We start from the raw sequence: 21,716 nt of genomic DNA, 5'->3' as shown, positions 1-21,716 counted from the left end.
TCCCGCCTATATTGGGTCGCGTGAGCTGCATTACGCTGGCGAGCGAGCAGGGGTGTCGATGATCGTCGGGACAGGCTATGCACTCCGCGAGAAGATCGAGGAAACCGCCGATTTTAGCCTGATTCGCGCGTGCCGCGAGGGTGAGGACGTCCCGGTCTTGCTGAAAGTCCTGCGCGCGGAAAGAGCCACTCGGGCCGAGGTCGCGCGCTTCAAGCACCAGTGCGAGCGCATCGCGCAGCTCGCCTCACCCCGCCTCGTCGCGCTGCGTGGCGTCGAGGAGCGCGCCGGCGCCCTGATGGTCGTTCTCGAGGACTTCCCGGGCCGCGATCTCGCGCGGATCCTCGCCGCGCGCCCGTCGTGCAGAATGCCGATCTGCGAGGCGCTCGATCTCGCGGCGGCGCTCGCCGAAGGCCTCGCCGCGGTGCACGCGGCGGGGCTCATCCACCGCGATCTGCGCCCGCACAACGTGCTCGTCGGTGCGCGCGGCGCGGTCAAGATCACGAGCTTCGGCGTCGACGCCGAGATCACCCGCGCGCACGAACGGCTCTACGCGCCGGCGGTGATCGCCGACGTGCTGCCCTACGTCTCCCCCGAGCAGACAGGCCGCATGAACCGCGGCGTCGACTACCGGACAGACCTCTACGCGCTCGGCGTCATCCTTTACCAGATGCTCACGGGTCAGCGCCCCTTCGAGTCCCTGGACCCGATGGAGCTCATCCACGCGCACCTCGCCCTCGCGCCCGCGCCGCCGTCTCGCGTCGACCCGACGATCCCCGAGGCCGTCTCCGGCGTTGTGCTCAAGCTGCTCGCGAAGAACGCCGAGGACCGCTACCAGAGCGCCGAGGGCCTGCTCGCCGACCTCGACCGCTGCCGCGAGGCCTTGCGCGGCACAGGGACGATCGAGCCCTTCGTCGCGGGCCAGCGCGATCGCCAGGACCTGTTCCGGATCCACCAGAAGCTTTACGGCCGCGAGCAGGACATCGAGGCGCTCACCGCCGCGTCCGGGCGCGCGCTCGAGGGCAGCCGCGAGAGCGTCCTCGTCTCCGGCTACTCGGGCATCGGCAAGACCTCGCTCGTGCTGGAGATCCTGCGGCCGCTCGCGCGGCAGAAGGGCTATTTCACGAGCGGCAAATCAAATCAGTACAACCGCGACGCGCCCTACAGCGCGGTGATCCAGGCGTTCGACGGCCTCGTGCGGCAGATCCTCAGCGAGAGTGAGGCGCGCATCTCCCGGTGGCGGAGCGCGATCCTCGAGGCGCTCGGGCCGAACGCGCAGGTCGTCTGCGACGTCATCCCGTCGCTCTCCCATGTGATCGGCGCGCAGCCGCCCGTCCCGACGCTCGGCCCGCTCGAGGCGCAGAACCGCCTGAACCGGTGCTTCTTGCAGTTCGTCTCGGTGTTCGCGCGCCGCGCCCACCCGCTCGTCCTGTTCCTCGACGATCTGCAATGGATCGACCCCGCGAGCCTCGGGCTGCTCCGCGAGCTCCTCGCCGACACCTCGCTCGAGGCGCTCTTCTTCTGCGGCGCTTACCGCGACAACGAGGTATCGCCCGCGCACCCGTTCGTTCGGGCCATCGAGGAGGCCGGGCTCGTCGTATGCAACATCGTCCTCGGCCCGCTCGCGCGCCCGCACCTGATCGAGATGCTCTCGGACAGCCTCAAGCGCAGCGACTGCGGGCCGCTCGCCGATGCGGTGCAGACGAAGACCGGCGGCAACCCGTTCTTCGTCAAGGAGTTCGTCCGGTCGCTGTACGACCATGGCGTCCTCGCGTATACGACCGGATCGGGCTGGCGCTGGGACCTCGCCGCGATCGACGCGCTCGGGTACACGGACAACGTGGTCGACCTCATGGTGCGGACCATCGCGCGCCTGCCACCGGCGACGGTGAAGGCGCTCAAGCTCGCCGCGGCGATCGGCAACCGGTTCGACCTCGACGTGCTCGCCGCGCTGAGCGAATGCTCGCCGAAAGACGCGTACGCCCGCCTCGATCCCGCGGTGAGCGAGGGGCACGTGATCGCCGGGCGCGAACGCTACCGGTTCGCCCATGACAAGGTCCAGGAGGGCGTCTACGGGATGATCCCGGAGGCGTACCGGCCCGCGTTCCACCTCCGGATCGGCCGGCTGCTCGCGGACAAGCTGGAGCTCTCGGACAGCCAGAGCCTCTTCGACGTCGTCGGCCACCTGAACAGCGCAGGCGACCTCGTGTCGGCCCCCGCGGAGCGCCTGCAGCTCGCTCGCATGAGCCTCGAGGCCGCGGGCCGCGCCGCGGACTCGGCGGCCTTCGGCGCCGCGCTGCGCTACCTGCAATTCGGCCTCCTGCGCCTCCCGGAGGACGCCTGGGCGTCGCAGCACCCGCTCCGCCTCGAGTACGCGAAGAAGACCGCGCTCATGCTCTCGCTCAGCGGCCGGCACGACGAAGCGCTGGCGATCCTCTCCGACTGCCTGGAGCGGGTTGCGAGCCGGCTCGATCGCACCGAGGTGCTGCGGCTCAAGATGAACGTGCAGGTGCTCAAGAACGACCTGCCCGCCGCGCTCGCGGAGGGACTCGCCGCCCTGCGCCCGTTCGGGCTCGACCTGCCCCTCTTCCCCGACCAAGCCATGGTCGACGCCCAGATCGACGCGACGATGGAGCTGGTCCGGGAGCGAACGGTCGAGGCGCTACGGGGCCTGCCGCCGCTGCGGGACCCGGAGATCGGCGCCATGCAGGACGTGCTCCTGGAGCTGTTCGTTCCCTGCTACTTCCTCGCCTCGCGCAACTTCGGCATCACCGTCGCCAAGATCCTCGATAACACGCTCCGCCACGGGCTGTCGGAGACCTCGATCTACGGCTGCGTGAACTTCGGGATGTTCCTCTGCGCGCGCGGGGACATCGAGCTCGGCTATCGACTCGCGCGAATCGCCGTAGAGCTCGCCGAGCGGTACCCGGACAAGAAGTCCGAGTCGATGCTCTGCAACATGTGGGGTGCCTTCATTCAGCACTGGAAGGAGGGTTACGCCGCCTACAGGGAGACGCTGCGCGTCGGCATGCACGCCGGACTCGAGACCGGCCAGTATATCTGGGCGTTCTACAACACGGTCAACCTGAGCACGAACAGCCTCCTGCGCGGCCTCCCGCTCTCCGACCTCCTCGCCGAGACGGCGGGCTACCAGCCGATACACCGGCTCGACAAGTCCAACGCCATCACCTGGGTGACCGGCGCGGTCGGACAGCTCGCGCACCAGCTCTCGGTCGAGACGGCGCGCCCCGCCGCGCTCAAGGGCGAGTGGGTCGATATCGACGAGGTCGTGGAGGAGGCCCGCCGGATCGACAACCAGGCTTCACTCTTCTTCGCCCACTTCTTCGTCGTGCTCCTCGGCGTGTTCCAGGGCGCGTTCGAGGACGCAGCACGCCTCGCGCTGACGCTGAACATCGAGATCCCGGCCGTGGCGGCCTGGCACGCCAACCCCGCGTTCCATGGCTACGCCGGCATCGCGCTCACACAGGCGGCGGACAGGGTCTCCTCGGACGAGCGCGCGCTCTTCCTCGCCCGCGCGGAGTTCTTCGCGGAGAGGCTCTCGCGCTGGGCGAGCCTGTGTCCGGAGAACCTGGCGCACCGCAGCGTGCTGCTCGGCGCCGAGCTCGAGCGCGCCCGCGGTGACGCGCGGGCCGCCGGCGATCGCTACGACGAGGCGATCGCCCTCGCGCAGCGCGGCGGCTACCTCCATGACGAGGCGCTCGCCAACGAGCTCGCCGGCCTCTCCTTTCGCGCTCTCGGCAAGACCACCATCGCCCGCGCCTACCTGACCGAGGCCCACCGGCTCTACGGCCGCTGGGGCGCGACCGAGGCGATGCGGCGCCTCGAGCGCGCGTACCCCGACCTCGTCCCCAGCGAAATCCTCCTCGGCGCGACGTGCCCGGAGGCCGCCGCGCCCGCCAGCACCGCGCTCGATCTCGGCTCGGTGCTCAAGGCCTCCCAGGCCATCTCGGGTGAGATCGTCCTCGACCGCCTGCTCGACGCGCTCATGCGCATCCTGGTCAAGAACGCCGGCGCGAGGCGGGGCTGCCTGCTCCTCGCCCGCGCCGAGACCCTGTTCTTGGCTGCCGAGGCGAAGGCGGAGGGGCCCCAGATCGACGTGCGTATTCCCCACGAGCCCGAAGCCTCCCCTTCGGACCTGCCGGCGTCCCTCCTCAACTACGTCCGGCACAGCCGGGAGAAGGTGATCCTGGACGACGGGACGGCACGGAATCCGATCATCGCCGGCGACTACCTCTCTCGGCGCCCCAAATCCGCGCTCTGCCTGCCCATCCTGCGGCAGGCGGAGCTCGTGGGGCTGCTCTACCTGGAAAACGACCTCGTCGCCGGCGCGTTCACCCCGGACCGGCTTTCAGTGCTGGAGCTGCTCTCGGCCCAGGCCGCCATATCGATCGCCAATGCCACGCTCTACGCCGACCTGCTCCAGGAGAACAGCGAACGCCGGCGAGCGGAGCAGGCCGTGCGGGACAGCAAAGAGCTGCTGCAGTCGATTGTAGATAACTCGACAGCGGTCATCTACCTCAAGGATCTCGAGGGGCGCTACCTGATGATCAACCGGCGCTACGCCGAGCTGTTCCACGTCAGTGAGCAAGCGATCGTCGGCCGGACCGACTACGATGTCTTCCCCAGGGAGCGGGCCGATGCCTTCCGCGCCGTCGACCAGGAGGTGCTGGCCACCGGAGCGGCGCTGCAGGCCGAGGAAGAGGTCCCCCAGGACGAGGGGCTGCACACCTACATCGCCCTCAAATACCCGCTGTGCAACGCGGCGCAGCAGCCCTATGCCGTCTGCGGCATTTCCACCGACATCACCGAGCGCAAGCAGGCCGAAGCGGAACGCCAGGCCCGCAAGACGGCCGAAGCCGAGAGCCGTGCGAAGACCGAGTTCCTGAGGAACATCAGCCACGAGCTGCGCACGCCACTGAACGCCATCCTCGGCTATGCCCAGATCCTCAAGCGCTCCCCGGGGCTCGAGAGCCGCGAGGCGACGGGGCTGAATACCATCCAGCAGAGCGGCCAGCACCTCTTGACCCTCATCAACGACCTCCTGGACCTGGCCAAGATCGAGGCGGGCAAGTTCGATCTCTGCCCCGAACCGATCCATCTCTCGACCTTCGTCACGGTCGTCGCCGACATCATCCGCGTCAGAGCGGAGCAGAAGAGCCTTTACTTCACCTATGAGACCACGCCCCACCTGCCCCAGGCGGTGCTGGCCGACGAGAAGCGCCTGCGTCAGGTGCTGCTCAACCTCCTGGGCAACGCGGTGAAATTCACCGATCGGGGGCGGGTGCGCTTCGGGGTGCAGGGGCTGGCCCAGGATGGGACCGCGGCGCGCCTGCGCTTCGAGGTGGAGGATACCGGCGTCGGAATGACGCCGGAGCAGCTGGCGAGGCTCTTCCAGCCCTTCGAACGGGTGGGGGATGTGCGGCGCCGCGCCGGGACCGGCCTTGGGCTGATGATAAGCCGCCATCTGGTGCACCTCATGGGCAGCGAGATCCACGTGCAAAGCCGGCCCGGCGAAGGCAGCCGCTTCTGGTTCGAGGTGACCCTGCCAGTGGCCGAGATCGCAGCACCCCTCCGGCCCTCCGAGCGGGACGCCATCGGCTACGAGGGGCCGCGCCGGAAGGTGCTGGTTGCCGACGACGTGGTGGTCAATCGGGCGGTGCTCTCGGACCTGCTGAGCGGCCTGGGCTTCGAGGTCTGCGAGGCGACCAATGGCCCGGAGGCCCTCGATCAGGCGATGGCGGCGTCGCCGGATCTGGTGGTGATGGATCTGGTCATGCCGGTGATGGGCGGCCCGGAAGCCATCCATTGCATTCGTCGCGATCGCCAGGCTCGGGGGCTCGCGCGGCTGCCGTTCATCGCGGTGTCCGCGAGCGCCAACGAGGAAGACCAGACTGAGAGCGTCGCAGCCGGCGCCGACGCCTTCCTCGCCAAGCCGATCGACCAGGAGAGCCTGCTGCGGATCATCGGCGCCCAGCTCGGGTTGACCTGGGTCTATGGCAGACCGGCCGAGGAGCGAGCCGGGGACGGGGCGGACGCGGAGCTCCTGGCGCCGCCCCGAGAGGAGATGGAAGTCCTGCATGCCCTGGCCCTGAACGGCAACATGCGCGACATCCGAAAGCGGGCGGCCTACCTGACCACCCTCGACGAACGCTATCGCCCCTTCGCCGACCGCCTGCATCGCCTGGCGCAGGGCTGCCAGTCCAAGGCGATCCGCAGCTTGGTCGAGGAGCACCTGCAGGGGGTGGAGCCGAAGGCGAGGCTGGGGGTGGAGCCGCGGAGCATCGGGGGCGACCAGCGACCATGAGCAGAGCCACAGCATCCGATGCTCGCACCTACACTATCCTGATCGTGGATGACGTGCCAGCCAATCTCACCGTGCTGATGGATCATCTGGAATGCATGGGTCATCAGGTGCTCATCGCTGAGGACAGTGAAGAGGCTTTGGAGCGGGCCCGCCTCATGCAACCCGACCTGATTCTGCTGGACGTCGTGATGCCGGATATCGACGGTTTCGAGACGTGCCGGCGCCTGAAGGCAGCTGAAAGCACCCGGGACATCCCGGTGCTCTTCATGACCTGTCTTTCCGACGCGGCTGACAAGCTCGTGGGGTTCGAGGCGGGGGGCGTCGATTACATCACCAAACCATTCGAGACTGGAGAGGTGATAGCGCGGATCAAGACGCACTTGAGCCTGCGCGAGGCGCAAAATGAGCTCGAAGAAAGGAACGCGGAGTTGCAGCGTACCCATCAAGAGCTGGAACGACGGGTGCGAGATCGCACGGCCGAGCTGGCCAGATCGAACGCCGCTCTCCGCGAGAGCCAGCATCTGCTTCAGGCCATCGTCGACAACACGACCGCCGTCGTCTTCGCCAAGGACATCGAGGGGCGCTACATGCTCGTCAACCGCGGGTTCGAAGAGCTCTTCCAGATGCGCCGCGAGCAGGTCATCGGCAAGACCGACCGCGACGTCTTCCCACGCGAGCAGGCCGATGAGTATCGCGCCAACGATTTTCTCGTCCTGCAGCAGAATCGGGCCATCGAGCTCGACGAGCTGGCCCCCAAGAGCGACGGCGTACGCACGTACATTTCCCTCAAGTTCCCGCTCCGCGGCCCCGCCGGAGAACCTGAGGGCATTTGCGGTATCTCGACCGACATCACCTCCCGCAAGCACGCCGAGGACGTGCTGCGCCATTCCTATTCGCTCCTCGAGGCTACGCTCGAATCGACGGCGGACGGCATCCTGGTCGTCGACGGCGCGAGGCGCATCGTGCGCCATAACCACAGGCTCGAGCAGATGTGGCGCATTCCCACCGATGTCCTCGCCAGCGGATCGGCCGACGTGTTCCTCGCGTTCGCCGGCGGCCAGCTCCGCGAGCCCGAGCTATTCCTGCAAAGCGTCCAGGACCTCTATACCGATCCCGAGGCGAGCGCCTTCGATACGTTCCCGCTCCGGAACGGGCGGATCTTCGAGTGTTATACGCAGCCCCAGCGCCTCGGAGGGCGCGTGGCCGGGCGGGTCTGGAGCTTCCGCGACATCACCGCGCGCGTGCACGCCGAGCAGCAACGCGATCGGCTCCTCCTGGACGAGCGGCGCGCGCGCGCGGCGGCGGAGGAGGCCATCCGCCTGCGGGACGAGTTCCTCCTCATCGCCTCGCACGAGCTCCGCACTCCGATCACCACCCTGCAGCTCTCTATTCAATCGCTGGGGCAAAGGCTCTCGCGGGGCATGGACGTCGCGCGTGTGCGATCGGCGGTCGCCCTCTCCGGCCGCCAGATCAAGCGCCTCGCCAACTTCGTCGACATGCTCCTCGACGTCTCCCGGATCCAGGCGGGGAGGCTCGAGCTCGACCGGGCGCCCGTCGATCTGCGCGAGCTGGTCGCCGAGATCGTCACCCACCTCGGCAACCAGCTCGAGCAGTCGGGCAGCGCGCTCGCTGTGCGCGCGGAGCAGCCGGTCACCGGCTGGTGGGACCGGTACCGCCTGGAACAGGTCGTGACCAACCTCCTGACCAATGCCATCAAGTTCGGGGAACGCGCGCCGATCGAGATCACCATCACCGCGGAAGGTGAGGTCGCACGGCTCTCGGTGACGGACCACGGGATCGGGATCCCGGCCGAGGTGCGGACGCAGCTCTTCGAGCGATTTCGCCGCGGCGTCTCGTCGCGGCATTATGGGGGGCTCGGGCTCGGCCTCTTTATCGCGCGCACCATCGTCGAGGCGCACGGCGGACGAATTCGCCTGTCGAGCGAGGTCGGCCTGGGCTCGACCTTCTGCGTCGAGCTGCCGCTGTCGACCGAGGGCGCGGGGCACCACTACGCATAGCCAGGGCAGCCGGCCGTGGGCATCCACCTGACCACCGCGGCGCCGACGACCGTGGCCATGCTGCGCCTCGCGGCGTGATCCACGGGCGTGCCCGGGTCGCCCCGCCGGACACCGGCGCCTGATCCTGCGCTCGTGCGGCTTGGGAAATCATAGAGCTCTCACACAGGTCAAGCGCCTCGTCGGGCACCTGCATTGGTCTTCTAATGCGGGGAACGGGAGCCAGTGGAGTCCGGCTGGGATTCCAGGGCAGCCGCGCGGGCCTCCTCGACGCGGCGCAGGCAGGCCTCCCGGTCGGCTCGGGCCATGGGTTCGGGCACGCGAAGGAGCTCTACCCTCCGCTCGACGGGCATGCAGTAGGTTAGACGACCGCGAGCCTGCTCTCCCGGAACAGGGAGAGGATCTCGTATCGGCCCTGGAAAACCGTCCTTGGAGCGAGGGTCTCCTGGTTCATCACAGCCCCTCCGGTCGCTGCCGCCTCGCGCGCTGGTGGAGGCGACGGACGCGGGCGCTCCCGTGCTCTGGCGCGGTGCCCGCCTACTCAAGCCTGAATCGGAAGATGGCTGGCTGGGCCGTACCTAGCTGCGACGCCTCCACGTAGTTGGCCGGAGAGTGATCGCCCCACGAGAACGGCACCGGCACCCATCGGATGATGGGCAGCTGATCCTTCACCCAGGCGAAGATGCCGACCGCCGCGCTCACGAGGAGCGTGCGCGTCTGGCCCGCGATCTTGCCCTCGTACGTCCACCCTTGCCCCCTCGAGCGGTACGCCCTCCCGAAGTGCACGAAGTACCCCGTCGAGAGCGGCGGCAGGCGCGGCACGATGTCGTTGGCATACACGAATCGAAACAGCCTGTCCCCGAAGAGCTCTCCGGCCTTGGCAGCGAAGCCCGCGTCGCCGATCATGGGCTGCCCGAAGGTGTAGACACCGCGGAGCCGCTGCCGGAGCTCCCCGTACCTGCTGTCCGTGAACAGGCGCGCGGCGATGAGGGCCGCCATCGCTGCGCCCAGGCTGTGACCGGTGATGAAAAGCGCCTCCAGCTTGCCCTGGGCCTCGGGCGCAGGCCCGGCAGCAGGCGTCGACGCGACGTCGGGGCGCGGGGATACCTCGGTGCCCGGGAGGACATCACGGATGTGCTCGCCGCGCAGCGCCGCGCCGAGATGCTTCTCGATGATCGACCACATCACATCGACGTTGCGGGCGAAGCCGCCGTGGACGTGTCCGAGCGAATAAAATCGCTGCGACGCGACGCTCGCGTCCGTGAGCCAGTTGAAGAGGTTCCCCGGGTCGGTCCCCTTGACGCACAGGATGAGAAGCCGCCTGCACCTGCTCTGGATGAAGCACACGTCGCTCGCCAGGAAGAGCGCATCGTTCCGCACGCTGATCCTCGCGAGGTCCCAGTCGCCGTAGACGGCCATCGCCTTCTCCAGCGTGTCCAGATCCGAGTACATCCACGCCGATGCCAGGGACAGGATGAGCGTCGCCTCGGCGTCGGGCTCGCGCATCGCCGGGTCCACCCGCAACATCCTCTGAATCGTGCCTTGTTCAGCGGATGGTTCGGCCTCGGCATCCGGTCCGGGGGTCGCTGACGGCCCCGCTATCTCCAGACACGGCGTGGCAACGATGGAATCGGTCATGAGCCCTCCCGTCATCAAGCTGCCTGGCCTCCCAGTACGCCGCTTCGTGCGAGCCGGGCGGGCAAGCACCTTGCCACGGATCCTGTGTGCGCGCTCGACGAGCCTACCCCCGGCAGGTCCGCGATGCCAACCTGCGTGCCTGCGCGCGTCAAGCGACCAGGGCGGACGGGGCGGCATGGACGAAGCCGCGTCGCGACCGTGTCGAACGAAGCCGCTTCGCCGCGGCGAACAACAGCCCCACCGCGCTCTCTCCCCGGCGGGGCTGACCCATGCCGCTCAAGGCCTCGTCGGGTGTCTCGACGCGCCCAGCCTCAAGAGCAGCCTCAGGCTGCTCGTTCGCTGCATCACCGACGCTGTGTACGGCGCGCCGGCGTGCTCGCGTGCTCCACGTAGAAGCCCGCGTCCTTCAGACTCTCTATCATCATATTGCTGATGCCGGTCACCTGTTGGATTTGCTCCCAGCTGCTGAACCCCCCCAGCTCCTCGCGCTTCTGAACGATGATCTGCGCGCCTTGCTCGCTCACCTGGCTCACCCGTTGAAACTCATCCGCGCCCGCCTTGTTGATGTCGGTCGTGTCAGCCATTCGCGCCCTCCGGCCAAGCTCTATGACTGCGGTCGTTTGGCCCTTACCCACCCAGAGCCTGGTGCAGCGTGCTTGCGATGGGGAGGGGCTCCGCGCCGTCGAACAGCGGGACCGGACCGACCAGCCGCTCGGCGCGGGGGCTGCACGGCGCCGGCGGCGACTGCCAGCTTGCTCAGGAGTGGGCCAGGCTTGGCTGCGGGCCCTGGCGGCGCCATGGCGGGGAGCACTTCGGCGACTGGGCTCAGCGCTGCGCGTCGCCGCGGCGGAACTCCGCCGTCGCCTCGTCGAGCCGGGCCTTGAGCTGCGGATCGAGCGCGAGCTCGGCCGCGGCGAGCGTGGCGTCCAGCTGGTCGGGCCGGCTGGCGCCGATGATGGCCGAGGTGATGACCGGGTTCGCGAGCACCCACGCGACGGCGACGGTCGTGAGCGACTGGCCTGCTTCGGCGACGATGCCCTGCAGCTTCTCCACGGTCGCGAACGCGCGCTCGTTCCAGTAGCGTTGCTGGTAGTTCGTCGCCGCCACGCCGAGCGTGAAGCGCGTGCCCGGCGTCGGCTCGCCGCGGCGGTGCTTGCCCGTGAGGAACCCGCCGGCGAGCGGGTTGTACGGGATCACGCCGAGGCCCTCCTCCTGCGCGAGCGGGAGCAGCTCGCGCTCGATCTCCCGGAACAGCAGCGCATAGCGCGGCTGCACGGACACGAGCTGCGCGAGCCCGCGCGCCTCGGAGCGGCCGAGCGCGCGCGCCAGGCGGTACGCCAGGTAGTTGGATACGCCGATGTACCGCGCCTTGCCCGAGCGAACCACGGTGTCGAGCGCCTCCAGCGTCTCGTCGATGGGCGTGTTGCGGTCGTCGGAGTGGAGCTGATAGAGATCCACGTAGTCGGTGCCGAGCCGGCGCAGGGAGGCGTCGATGGCGTCCAGGATGTGCTTGCGCGAGGCGCCCTGATCCCACTCGTTCGGGCCGACGCGGCCGACGCACTTGGTGGCGAGGATGAAGCGGTCGCGCTTGCCCTTGAGCCAGCGGCCGACGATCTCCTCGGTGCGCCCGGCGGCCTCCAGGCCGCCGCCCAGCGGATAGACGTCGGCCGTGTCGAGGAAGTTGACGCCGGCGCCGGCGGCCTTGTCGAGGATGGCGCGGGAGGTCTCCTCGTCCGTCTGGAAGCCGAACGTCATCGTGCCGAGACACAGGCGAGAAACGGTGAGGCCGGTACGGCCGAGGCGGGTGGTCGGGAGGGTCATGGTGTTCCGTGATTTCTTCGGGAGTTGCCCGTGGAGTTTCGGGCAGGGTGGCTCGGGATGTCAACCGGGCACGCCGAGCGGAGTGAAGCGTCTTGGGAAGAAAGGAGAGAGACAGATTCAACCATAGAGACACGGAGAGCTCAGAGGGAGAGAGGGAGAGATGCCGAGACCTGTGCTCTCCGTGCCTCTGTAGTTGTTCCGCCGGGGCTCCGTGCCGCTCGGCGTCACGGTCCCCTCGATGGCCGAGCGGCGGCAGATCAGTAATAGATCGGCCCGACGCTCCCGCCGCCGGCGACGACGGCATCGCCGTTGATCGCGACGCTCCTCGGCGAGGCGAGGAACGTGACGACCCACGCGACCTCGCGGGCGTCCACGATGCGACCGATGCTCACCGAGGCGGCGAGATCCTTCTCGGACTCGGACCGGGTGCGCTCGGTGCGCGTCGCGCCGGGGTGCACGACCGTGACGTTGATCCCCTTCGGGCCCAGCTCATCCGCGAGGTTCTTCGTGATCGCCGCCACGCCGACGTTGCGCAGGGTGGCGACCGGACGGCCGGTCTTGCGCACGGCCAGCCCGCCGATGTTGATGATGCGGCCCCAGCCGTTCGCGATGAGGTGCGGCGCGACGGCGCGCGCGGTCCGCAGATAGCCCACGACCTTGATGTTGATGTCCTCGATCACCTGCGCGTCGAGGATCTGGTCGAGGCGGGTGGCGGGCGAGATCCCGCCCGGCAAGGCGGCGTTGTTGACCAGGATGTCCACGCCGCCCAGCGCGGCGACGGCGCGCTCGACGAGCGCGTTGACCGAGGTCTCGTTGCCTGTGTCGACCACCAGCGGGACGACGCGGCGGCCCGTCTCCGCCGAGAGCTCGGCGGCGGTCGCCTCCAGCTTGTCCTTGCCGCGCGCGGCGATCACGACGTCCGCGCCCTCGCGCGCCAGCTCCCGCGCGATGGACTTGCCGATGCCACGGCTACCGCCGGTGACGATGGCCCGCTTGCCGGTGAGTTCGAGGTCCAAGATCAGCTCCCTTTCATCCGCAGACACGACGCATGGGTCTTCGCGCGTCGCGGGAGTCGCGGCAGAGCACGTTTCATTCCATGCTCTTCTCCCCACCTCCGCAGGTGGAATGGCGCACGCCGGCCTGCGCGTCGCCCTGTCGTCCTGCGCGCGGCGCGCCTCCGGGCGGCGTCGCGCCATGCAAGCCCGCCCGGCGGCTCGCCTGTTTCGCAGGCAGCAGGCTGCTGCCGCTGTGCTGCGGGCAGAGCAGCCCGCCTATCGCGATCGGAGCCGATCGACGGCCGCGAGCACGCCCGCCGCGATCGCGAGGATCGGCGCGAAGACCACGCCGCCGAACCACGAGAGCGCGTAGGCGACGCCGAGCGAGGCGTCGCCCCCGCTGCCGGGCGGGGCGGTGCCGCTCAGCACGGAGACGTGCTCGCGCAGGCCGAGCAGGTGGCAGGCGGCGAAGGCGGCCACGAGCAGCGCGGCGCCGAGGGCGAGCAGGCGGCTCACGGGGCGCCTCCCGCGGCGGCGATCCGCTGCCAGAGCGGGCCGAAGCTCAGCGCATAGAGCAGCGCCGCGTCGCCGACCTGGTTGCTCGCGGCGTAGCGCAGCCGGCCGCCCTCGCGGATCGGGAACGCGGCCAGGTCGAGCGAGGTGAGCAGCGCCCCGAGGTACGGCGCGTCGCCGAAGGCCGCTGCGCCGAGCAGCGCGAGGCCGCTCGAGCCGGCGCTGGCCCCGACGAGGGGCACGATCGGGCCCGAGTCCACGTCCTCCGGGCCGGACCAGGACCGCGGCCACTCGCGCGCCCAGCCGAAGCCGAGGAGCTCCGCGCCGAGCTCACGGCGCGCCCGCGCGTACTGATCGCGCGCGAAATCAGGGTCGATCAGGAGCAGCGCGTGCGCGACAGGCCAGAGGGACGATCCCTCCGGGCCGTCCAGGATCCTGCCGTCGTGGGTGTAGCTCGACACGAGCAGCCCCGTCGTCGGGTCCACCAGGCGGGCGCGCGCCACCGCGAGCCAGCGGCGGCCGAGATCCAGGCCTCGGCGCTCGCCGCGCAGCGCGTCGGCCATGCGCATCGCGCCGAGGGCGAGCGTGTTGCAGAAGGTCCAGCACTCGTCGGGGTAGCTCTCGGCCGACAGCATGGGGCTCCGCTCCATGCGCGACCGCATCTCGGCGACGCGCGCGTCGAGCTCGGCCTCGTGATCGGCGCGGCGCGCGACCAGCGCGCGGGCGCCCAGCATGAGCGCGATCTCGCCGTCCACGAAGAGGCTGCGCGCAGGCTGCTGCACGAACGGCCCCCGCGTGGCGTAGGGCATCATGAAGTGCAGCATCCCCCGCTCGCGCTCGAGCGCGAGGGTCTCGTCGACGATCCGGTCGATGACGGCGAGGTGGCGCGCCTCGGCGCCTGGATCCCGCAGCGCGGCGTTGGCGAGGCCGAGGACGAGGAAGGTCCGTCCCATGAAATCCCACTCGGCGTTCGTGGCCCGCATCCGCGCGAGCGCCGCGTGCTGCGCGGCGCCGTCCTCGTCCCAGAGCGAGAGCTGATGCGCGAGCAGCGCCTCTCCGCGCGGCGAGAGCGCGCCGGAAGCGCGGTGCTCGCCCGGCTCGTGCCGGAAGAAGAGCTGGAGACTGGGAAGCCAGACGGCCGTCGCGACGAGCAGGGACAGCGCGGCGGCGCCGAGCCGGCGCAGGCGGCCAGCGGCCCCCGGGCGGACCACGACGCCGGTGGGAGAGAGGTCGGTCATGAGACGGAGCGTGGCGCGGCGCCGTGGCCGGGCCGCGCGCGAGATGTGGCGGATCGGAGGAGGTCCCGGGGATTTTCGCGCCGGATGGCCGATCCCGTACAGCGCGAGGGTGGCCGGATTGGAGGATCGCCTGTTCCGCAGGGCCATCGCGCCGCCATCGCGATACGCTATCGAGCGTCGGGCGGCGGATGGCCGGGGGCGACTCGGCGGAAGAGCTTCCTCACGACCGCGCGGGTCATGGCGAGGAGGTTATCACTGGTGAAGCGGAACCAGAAGCCGACGTAGCAGCCGTTCGTGCGGAAGCCGGGGTTGACCGCGGCGTAGCGCCTCGCGGCAGGGCGGTCGAAGTAGCGCGCTGGATAGCGGCGCAGCGTCTCCTCGGTCATGAAGATGTCGACGAAGACGAGGCCGGTCTCGTCGTCCACGCGGTAGTCGCTCTCCCTGGCCAGCGTGAGGAGCGCCTCGCGCACGGCCTCGTCCTCGGCGGTACCCCGGCGCTTCGGATCGAAGAGCTCGTAGCGCGCGAGCGCCTCGGTGATGGAGACGAACCCGAAGAGGCTGGCGAGCGAGAGCCGGTACAGGCGAGTCCGCGGCGCGCGGCGCTTCGTCTCGATCAAGAACAGGAGTCCGGAGGCGAGGTGCAGCCCGCGGGTCCGGAATTCGGGCGAGATCCGCAGCTTCCCGCCGACGATGGCCCGGCTGCGCGGCAGGGCGAGGGGCGCGGTCTTCCAGAACTGGAATCCGACGATCGCGCCCGAGTCGGCGCGGCGGAAGACATGGACGACATCGTTGGTCTCGGCGTGGACGCGGAAGTGATCGAAGTCCTCGGCCATGAGCGCGTTGGCGAGGGTGTGGAGCTCGCGCAGGCGCTGCTCGGTGAAGTCGCGCCGCTGGACGGTCTCGAAGCGAACGGCGGGGCGGAGCGGGGAGAGGCGGAGAAGGGTGTTCAGCATGGCTGGGGAGAACGGCCTTCTGCGCGGTAGCCCATGTACTTCAGGAAGCCGCGCGGGAACGGCGCGCCGAGGGAGACGATGCCGTCGCGCAGGGCGCCGCGGTCGGCCGTGACCGTCACCGGCACCTGGCCTCGCTGCGCCGCGGGCCTGCTCCCGGCGAGCGCCGCGCGGTCCGGATGGCCGGGGGCGCTGCTCGGGCTGGCGGCGCACCCCGCGAGGAGCACGGCGAGCAGGACGAGCGCCGGCGAGCCGGGGCCGGGGCGCGTTCGCTTGCGGTCGCGTGGGGTCGACATCGGCCGGGCGGCGTCCAGGATAGCCGAGATGCCGCGGGAGAATACGGCATTCGGTCATCCGAACGATGCCTCGGCCAGGAGCAGAGGTTCGTCGACCCGGGCATCGGGCCGACCACCTCGTCGAGCCCCCCCCGGCGGAGGCGCAGGGCGAGCTGAGCAGCCGAGATCGCCGCGGCCATCTGGCGGCGCGTGATCTCTCGCCCGAGGCTGCCCCGCGAGGAGGCAGCGACGAGAAGGGCTGTGATGAACCAGGAGACCCTCGCTCCACGGACGGTGTTCCAGGGCCGATACGAGATCCTCTCGTTGCTCCGGGAGAGCCGGCTCGCCGTCGTCTACGAGGGGCGGCAGATCGCGAGCGGGCAGCCGGTCGTCCTCAAGATCATGCGCCTCTCCCGGGACGACGGCCCCGCGGATCTGGCGCGCCGTCGCAGCACGCGATTTCTGCGGGAGATGCGCCGCTGCGCGCGGCTTCACCATCCCGGCATCGTCCGGCCCATCGACGCGGGGCAGGCCGACGAGGGTCAGCTCTATGCTGTCTTCGAGCGCGTGCCCGGACAGAGCCTGGCCGAGCTGCTGTCGGCCCAAGGCCCGATCGAGCCGCCGGAGGCGCGGCACCTGATGAGGCAGGTCCTCGACGCGCTGGGCTGCGCGCACCGGCAGGGTGTCGTCCACGGGGATCTCAGGCCGGCGCACGTGATGGTCGTGCCCTCGGAAGCACAGCGGAGCGCCCTGGTGCTCGGCTTTGGCTTCAGCGCGGTCGCCGCCGTCGCGCGAGCAGGCCAGGAGGAAGCGCCCGTGTCCGGCCGCGAGCTCGTGGGCTCGCAGGCTTACCTGGCGCCCGAGCAGCGCCGGGGGTTCCCGCCGACGGCGCGCTCGGACCTGTACGCCTGGGGTCTCGTGTTTCTCGAGTGCCTCACGGGCAGGCGTGCAGGCCGCGGCGGGCCGCCGGAAGGAGCGGCTCTCCAGCGAGATGGCCGTGAGCCCGTGAGGATGCCTCGAGCGCTCCTCGAGCACCCGCTCGGCCCCCTCTTGCGACGGGCGACGGCCGAGGAGATCGCGGCGCGGGACGTCACGGCCGACGGCCTGCTGCGCGAGGTCGACGCCTGCGAGGTGGCCGGGCTCCGCCGGGAAGACCTGGTGAAGCCGGACGCGCTGGCGATCGGAGCCGCGAGAAGGATAGAGGAGCGAGCGGGCGGCGCCGCGCTTCCACCGGGACTGGCAGCGGCACGGATGCCAGAGGAGCGAGCAGGCGACGCTGAGCCCTCCCAGGAGGAGGCGGCTGCGCCACCGTCGGCTGGGCCCGCAAGGGGCGTCATGCCCCTGGAGGCCGGCGACCGCGTCAAGCATTACGAGATCATCCGCAAGCTGGGCCAGGGCGGCATGAGCGTCGTGTACTTGGCCCGCGACACGCGGCTCGGCCGCCTGGTCGCGCTCAAGCTCCTCCTCCGTTACACCGGCCAGAGGGTCGAGCGCTTCCTGGACGAGGCGCGGGCCACGGCGCGCTGCAGGCACGAGAACATCGTCGTCATCCACGAGGTCGACGAGATCCGTGGATGTCCCTACCTCGTGCTCGAGTACATCAAGGGCCGCTCGCTGCGCGAATGGATGGCCCAGCGCGAGCAACCCAGCGCGCCCGGGTCGCCCGGCGCCCACACGCCGCCCGGCCCGAGAGCGCCAAACGTCGTGATCGAGCTCATGACGCCGGTGGTTCGCGCGCTGGTGTGCGCGCACGAGCACGGGATCGTGCACCGCGATCTCAAGCCGGAGAACATCCTCCTGGATGACGCCGGATGCATCAAGGTGGTCGATTTCGGTATCGCCAAGCAGCTCGAGGCCAAGGTGGTCTCGACAATGACGAGCGCCCGGGCGGCGCTCGCCGGAGGCGCTGGCCAGCGCCGGAGAAGCGCGGCTGCCGGCACGCCACGGTACATGTCCCCCGAGCAACTGCTGGGCGGGGACGTCGATCATCGCGCTGACCTGTGGGCCGTGGGCATCCTGCTGTACGAGCTGCTCACGGGGAAGCACCCGCTGGAGCCGTTCTCGCGCGCGCGGCGCTCGGACATCGCGAGCTTCGATGTTCCGATACCCAGCCTCAGCGAGAAGCGCCCGGATGTGGGTGCGCTTGGCGCCCTGGTCGACCATTGCTTGAAGAAGAGAAAGGCCGAGCGCATCGGCTCGGCCAGGGAGCTCCTTGCCGAGCTCGAGGCGCTCTTGCCCGGTCGAAAGGCGCTCGACCTCCGCGAGGAGGAGAGCCCATTTGCCGGCCTGTGCGCCTTCCAGGAGGCGGACGCGGCGCGCTTCTTCGGCCGCGATCGTGAGATCGCCGCCACGACGGCGCGGCTGCGCAACCAGCCGCTCCTGGCCGTCGCCGGGCCCTCCGGGGCAGGCAAGTCGTCGTTCGTGCGCGCGGGGGTGATCCCGGCCTTGAAGGGATCCGAGGGCCGCTGTGAAGCGTTTGTTCTGCGCCCAGGGAGCCGTCCCCTGTCCTCGCTCATCGATGTGCTCGTGCAGGTCGCCGGGGCGGAGTCCACGAGCAGCGCGGCGACGGGCTCGCCCGAGCTCCCCAATCACGACGAGCTGCTCGCCACCCTGCGCACCCAGCCGGGCTATCTGGGTGTCCGGCTGCGCGCGCGCTGTCGCCGTGCGGGACCCGGGCACCGTATCCTGGTCTTCGTCGATCAGTTTGAAGAGCTCTACACGCTCGGCGCCGCGCCCGAGGAGCGGGCGGCGTTCGTCGCCTGCTTGGAAGCTGCGGCTGACGACGCCTCGTCGCCCCTGCGCGTCCTGCTCGCCCTTCGCTCGGACTTCCTCGATCGGATGGCCGAGGATCATCATTTCATGAACGACGCGACCCGCGGGCTCTGGTTCCTTCCGCCGATGAGGCGCGACGGCCTGCGCGAAGCCTTGACGAGGCCGATCGAGGAGGCCGCTCATCGCTTCGAGACGGCGGAGATGGTCGAGCACATGCTGGGAACGCTCGAGAGCACGCGGAGCCCCTTGCCGCTCTTGCAGTTCACGGCCGCTCAGCTCTGGGAGGCGCGGGATCGCGCGCGCCGGGTCTTGACGCGGGACAGCTATGACCAGCTCGGCGGCGTCGCCGGCGCCCTGTCCGCCCACGCGGACGCGGTGCTCTCGGCGCTCCCGTCTCGCGAGCAGCGCCTGGCCCGGGCGGTGCTCTTGCGCCTGGTCACGCCCGAGCGCACGCGTGCCGTGGTCAGCCTGGATGAGCTCCGCGAGCTGGCCCAGGACGGCGAAGGCGATGCTGGCGACGCGGTCGTGCAGGTGGTCCAGCGCCTGGCCGGCGCGCGGCTCCTGCTCATCGAAACTGGCGAGGAGACCGGCGGTGCGCGCGATCGCGCGACGGTGGAGCTGGTCCACGAGTCCTTGATCGAGAGGTGGCCGAAGCTCGGGCAGTGGCTCGCCGAGAGCGAGCAAGATGCGCAGTTCCTGGCGCGGCTGCGCTCCGCCGCTCAGCAGTGGGAGGCGAGCGGCCAGGCCGAGGGGCTGCTCTGGCGCGATCGCGCGGCGCAGGACGCCAGGGCGTGGCACGAGCGCCGCGGCGCTGCCCGCGGAGCCGATGGGCGCGTCGGGCTCAGCAGGCGCGAAGAGCGCTATCTGCTGGCCGTCGTGGACCACGCCGACCGCGCGCGCCGCTTGCGCCGGCGGCTCACCACAGGCGTGACTGCCACGCTCGGCGCGGTAGCGATCATGGTGTCGTACCTGGCGATTCGCGCCGACCGGCAATCCACGCGGGCCGAGCAGCAAGCAACGCGCGCCGAGCAGCAAGCAATGCGCGCCGACCAGGAGGCGGGTCGTGCGCGAGCCGAAGCACTGCAAGCGCGCAACGCCACCCGCATGGCCGCGGCGCGCGAGTTGCAAACCGATCCCACGACAGTGCTCGCGATCCTGCGCGAAATCGAGCCACCCGATGTGCCGCGAGGGTGGTCCGTACTCGCGCGCTGGGCTCTACACAGCGGGCTCGCTTGGGCGGTGCTCATCCATCCGGATGGAGTCAGGCATGCAGACTATAGCCCCGACGGCAGCCGCATTGTCACCGCGTCGGATGACGGTACCGCGCGCGTGTGGAACGCCGATGGCACGGGCGAGCCCCTGATCCTTCGGGGTCACCAGAACGGGGTCCGTTCTGCGGCGTTCAGCCCCGACGGCAAGCGCATTGTCACCGCGTCGCATGACGGTACCGCGCGCGTGTGGAATGCCGATGGCACGGGCAAGCCGCTGGACCTACGCGATCACGAGGACGGCGTCTTTTCGGGTGCATTCAGCCCTGATGGCAAGCACATTGTCACCGCGTCGCACGACGGTACCGCAAGGGTATGGAACGTCGATGGCACGGACAAGCCCCTCGTCCTTCGTGGTCACAAGGCAGGGCTCTTTGATGCGGCGTTCAGCCCCGACGGCAAGCACATTGTCACTGCGTCAATCGACAAGACTGCGCGAGTATGGAATGCCAATGGCACGGGCAAACCCCTCGTCCGTCGTGGTCATGCGGCGGATGTCTTTTCGGCGGCGTTCAGTCCCGACGGCAAGCGTGTTGTCACCGGGTCAGGAGACGGCACCGCGCGGGTGTGGAGCGCCGATGGCACGGGCGAGCCCCTGGTCCTTCACGGTCACGAGGATCTAGTCTTCTCGGCAGCGTTCAGCCCTGATGGCAGGCGCATTGTCACCGCGTCATGGGACAAGACCGTGCGGGTATGGAACGCCGATGGCACGGGCGAGCCCCTGATCCTTCGTGGTCACGAGGATGGGGTCTTCAGCGCGGTGTTCAGCCCCGACGGCAAGCGCATTGTCACCGCGTCCCACGACAAGACCGTTCGGATCTGGAAGACCGACGGCAAGCAAGAACCACTGGGACTTCGTGGCCATCTCGATGAGATCGTTTCGGCGGCGTTCAGCCCCGACGGCAAGCGCATCGTCACTGCCTCATCGGACAACACCGCGCGAGTGTGGAATGCCGATGGCACGGGCGAGCCCCTCGTCCTTCGTGGTCACGAGGCTCCGGTCGCGGCGGCGGCGTTCAGCCCCGACGGCAAGCGCATCGTCACCGCTTCAAAGGACAAGACCGTTCGGGTATGGAAGGCCGATGGTCGTGGCAGGCCTCTGATCCTCCGTGGCCATGAGCATCAGGTCTGGGGGGCAGGGTTCAGCCCTGACGGCAAGCGTGTTGTCAGTGCGTCCCAGGATAAGACTGTGCGGGTGTGGAACGCCGATGGCACGGGCGAGCCCATCGTCCTTCGTCGTCACGACGCTCCGGTCGCTGCGGCGGCGTTCAGCCCTGACGGCAAGCGCATCGTCACCGCGTCTTGGGACAAGACCGCGCAGGTGCTGAACGCTGACGGCACGGGCGAGCCCATCGTCCTTCGTGGTCACGAAAGTATCGTCGTTGCAGCAGCGTTCAGCCGTGACGGTCAGCGCATCGTCACCGCGTCACAGGACAAGACCGCGCGGGTGTGGAACGCCGACGGCACGGGCGAGCCCATCGTCCTTCGTGGTCACGAGCATTGGGTCAACGCGGCGTCGTTCAGCCCCGACGGCATGCGCATTGTCACTGCGTCCCAGGACACGACCGCGCGGGTGTGGAATGCCGATGGCACGGGCGAGCCTTTGGTGCTTGTCAACTCCGATTCCCCGGTCGAAACCGCGGCGTTCAGCCCGGATGGCGCGCGCATCGTCACCGCATCGCACGACAACATCGCGTGGGTGTGGACCAATCTTGAGCCGCTCCGCGGCGTCGACGACCCGAGGCTGTGGACCGCGACCACCTACTGCATGCCCATCGAGCGGAGGATAGAGCTATTCCGCGTGCCCGAGGCCATGGCTCGAGCCGACCGGGAAGCCTGCCTGCGCCGCGTCGAAGAGGCCCGCGCGGCGGCCCGGGAGCAGCGGTGAGCTGTTTCCGCCCTTCGGTGG

The 21,716-nt window shown here is 69.7% G+C and carries 11 protein-coding genes; 3 read left to right on the top strand and 8 right to left on the bottom strand.

Going from position 1 to position 21,716, the window contains the following annotated elements; genetic code table 11:
- The first annotated feature begins 58 nt into the window (after positions 1-58).
- Entirely contained in the window at positions 59-6,322 is a 6,264-nt protein-coding gene (locus WMF36_RS13150) for an AAA family ATPase (RefSeq protein ID WP_437581902.1), read from the top strand.
- Positions 6,319-8,340: an ATP-binding protein gene (locus WMF36_RS13145; protein WP_437579935.1), complete on the top strand. Its 2,022-nt coding sequence runs from the start codon at positions 6,319-6,321 to the stop codon at positions 8,338-8,340. Before WMF36_RS13150 ends, WMF36_RS13145 begins: the two co-directional genes overlap by 4 nt.
- Before the next feature lie 534 nt (positions 8,341-8,874).
- Here WMF36_RS13145 and WMF36_RS13140 read toward each other — a convergent pair.
- From WMF36_RS13140 to WMF36_RS13105, 8 genes are all read right to left on the bottom strand, one after another.
- Positions 8,875-9,864: a lipase family protein gene (locus WMF36_RS13140; protein WP_437579934.1), complete on the bottom strand. Its 990-nt coding sequence runs from the start codon at positions 9,862-9,864 to the stop codon at positions 8,875-8,877.
- Between the two features lie 455 nt (positions 9,865-10,319).
- On the bottom strand, positions 10,320-10,559 hold the full coding sequence (locus WMF36_RS13135; RefSeq protein WP_437579933.1) for a ComEA family DNA-binding protein: 240 nt from the start codon (positions 10,557-10,559) through the stop codon (positions 10,320-10,322).
- Positions 10,560-10,800: 241 nt separating this feature from the next.
- Positions 10,801-11,796 carry an aldo/keto reductase gene (locus WMF36_RS13130; protein ID WP_437579932.1) on the bottom strand — a complete coding sequence of 332 codons (996 nt, stop codon included), beginning with the start codon at positions 11,794-11,796 and terminating at the stop codon, positions 10,801-10,803.
- Positions 11,797-12,053: 257 nt separating this feature from the next.
- Complete coding sequence (locus WMF36_RS13125) at positions 12,054-12,812, bottom strand: SDR family NAD(P)-dependent oxidoreductase (RefSeq protein ID WP_437579931.1); 759 nt, start codon at positions 12,810-12,812, stop codon at positions 12,054-12,056.
- 255 nt (positions 12,813-13,067) lie between these two features.
- On the bottom strand, positions 13,068-13,307 hold the full coding sequence (locus WMF36_RS13120) for a hypothetical protein (RefSeq protein WP_437579930.1): 240 nt from the start codon (positions 13,305-13,307) through the stop codon (positions 13,068-13,070).
- A complete protein-coding gene (locus tag WMF36_RS13115) occupies positions 13,304-14,542 on the bottom strand; it encodes a hypothetical protein (protein ID WP_437579929.1) in 1,239 nt (412 codons plus the stop codon). The genes WMF36_RS13120 and WMF36_RS13115 overlap by 4 nt, the downstream gene beginning before the upstream one ends.
- Before the next feature lie 167 nt (positions 14,543-14,709).
- Complete coding sequence (locus WMF36_RS13110; protein ID WP_437579928.1) at positions 14,710-15,495, bottom strand: hypothetical protein; 786 nt, start codon at positions 15,493-15,495, stop codon at positions 14,710-14,712.
- The gene (locus WMF36_RS13105) at positions 15,489-15,788 is read right to left on the bottom strand and encodes a hypothetical protein (protein ID WP_437579927.1); all 300 of its coding nucleotides are present in this window, start codon (positions 15,786-15,788) and stop codon (positions 15,489-15,491) included. Before WMF36_RS13105 ends, WMF36_RS13110 begins: the two co-directional genes overlap by 7 nt.
- Positions 15,789-16,091: 303 nt before the next feature.
- Here WMF36_RS13105 and WMF36_RS13100 point away from each other — a divergent pair, with 303 nt between their 5' ends.
- The gene (locus tag WMF36_RS13100) at positions 16,092-21,695 is read left to right on the top strand and encodes an nSTAND1 domain-containing NTPase (RefSeq protein WP_437579926.1); all 5,604 of its coding nucleotides are present in this window, start codon (positions 16,092-16,094) and stop codon (positions 21,693-21,695) included.
- Positions 21,696-21,716 lie beyond the last annotated feature (21 nt).

Source organism: Sorangium sp. So ce887 (assembly GCF_051521455.1).
In the GTDB taxonomy this organism is placed as follows: Bacteria; Myxococcota_A; Polyangia; order Polyangiales; family Polyangiaceae; genus Sorangium.
Note: the sequence above shows the minus strand (reverse complement) of the source record. Positions and strands in the feature narration are given on the sequence as shown.

Excerpts from the sequence above, each read along its gene's own strand:
- WMF36_RS13150 (WP_437581902.1), top strand. The coding sequence starts at position 59 with ATGATCGTCGGGACAGGCTATGCACTCCGCGAGAAGATCGAGGAAACC.
- WMF36_RS13145 (WP_437579935.1), top strand. The coding sequence starts at position 6,319 with ATGAGCAGAGCCACAGCATCCGATGCTCGCACCTACACTATCCTGATC.
- WMF36_RS13140 (WP_437579934.1), bottom strand. The coding sequence starts at position 9,864 with ATGTTGCGGGTGGACCCGGCGATGCGCGAGCCCGACGCCGAGGCGACG.
- WMF36_RS13135 (WP_437579933.1), bottom strand. The coding sequence starts at position 10,559 with ATGGCTGACACGACCGACATCAACAAGGCGGGCGCGGATGAGTTTCAA.
- WMF36_RS13130 (WP_437579932.1), bottom strand. The coding sequence starts at position 11,796 with ATGACCCTCCCGACCACCCGCCTCGGCCGTACCGGCCTCACCGTTTCT.
- WMF36_RS13115 (WP_437579929.1), bottom strand. The coding sequence starts at position 14,542 with ATGACCGACCTCTCTCCCACCGGCGTCGTGGTCCGCCCGGGGGCCGCT.
- WMF36_RS13110 (WP_437579928.1), bottom strand. The coding sequence starts at position 15,495 with ATGCTGAACACCCTTCTCCGCCTCTCCCCGCTCCGCCCCGCCGTTCGC.
- WMF36_RS13105 (WP_437579927.1), bottom strand. The coding sequence starts at position 15,788 with ATGTCGACCCCACGCGACCGCAAGCGAACGCGCCCCGGCCCCGGCTCG.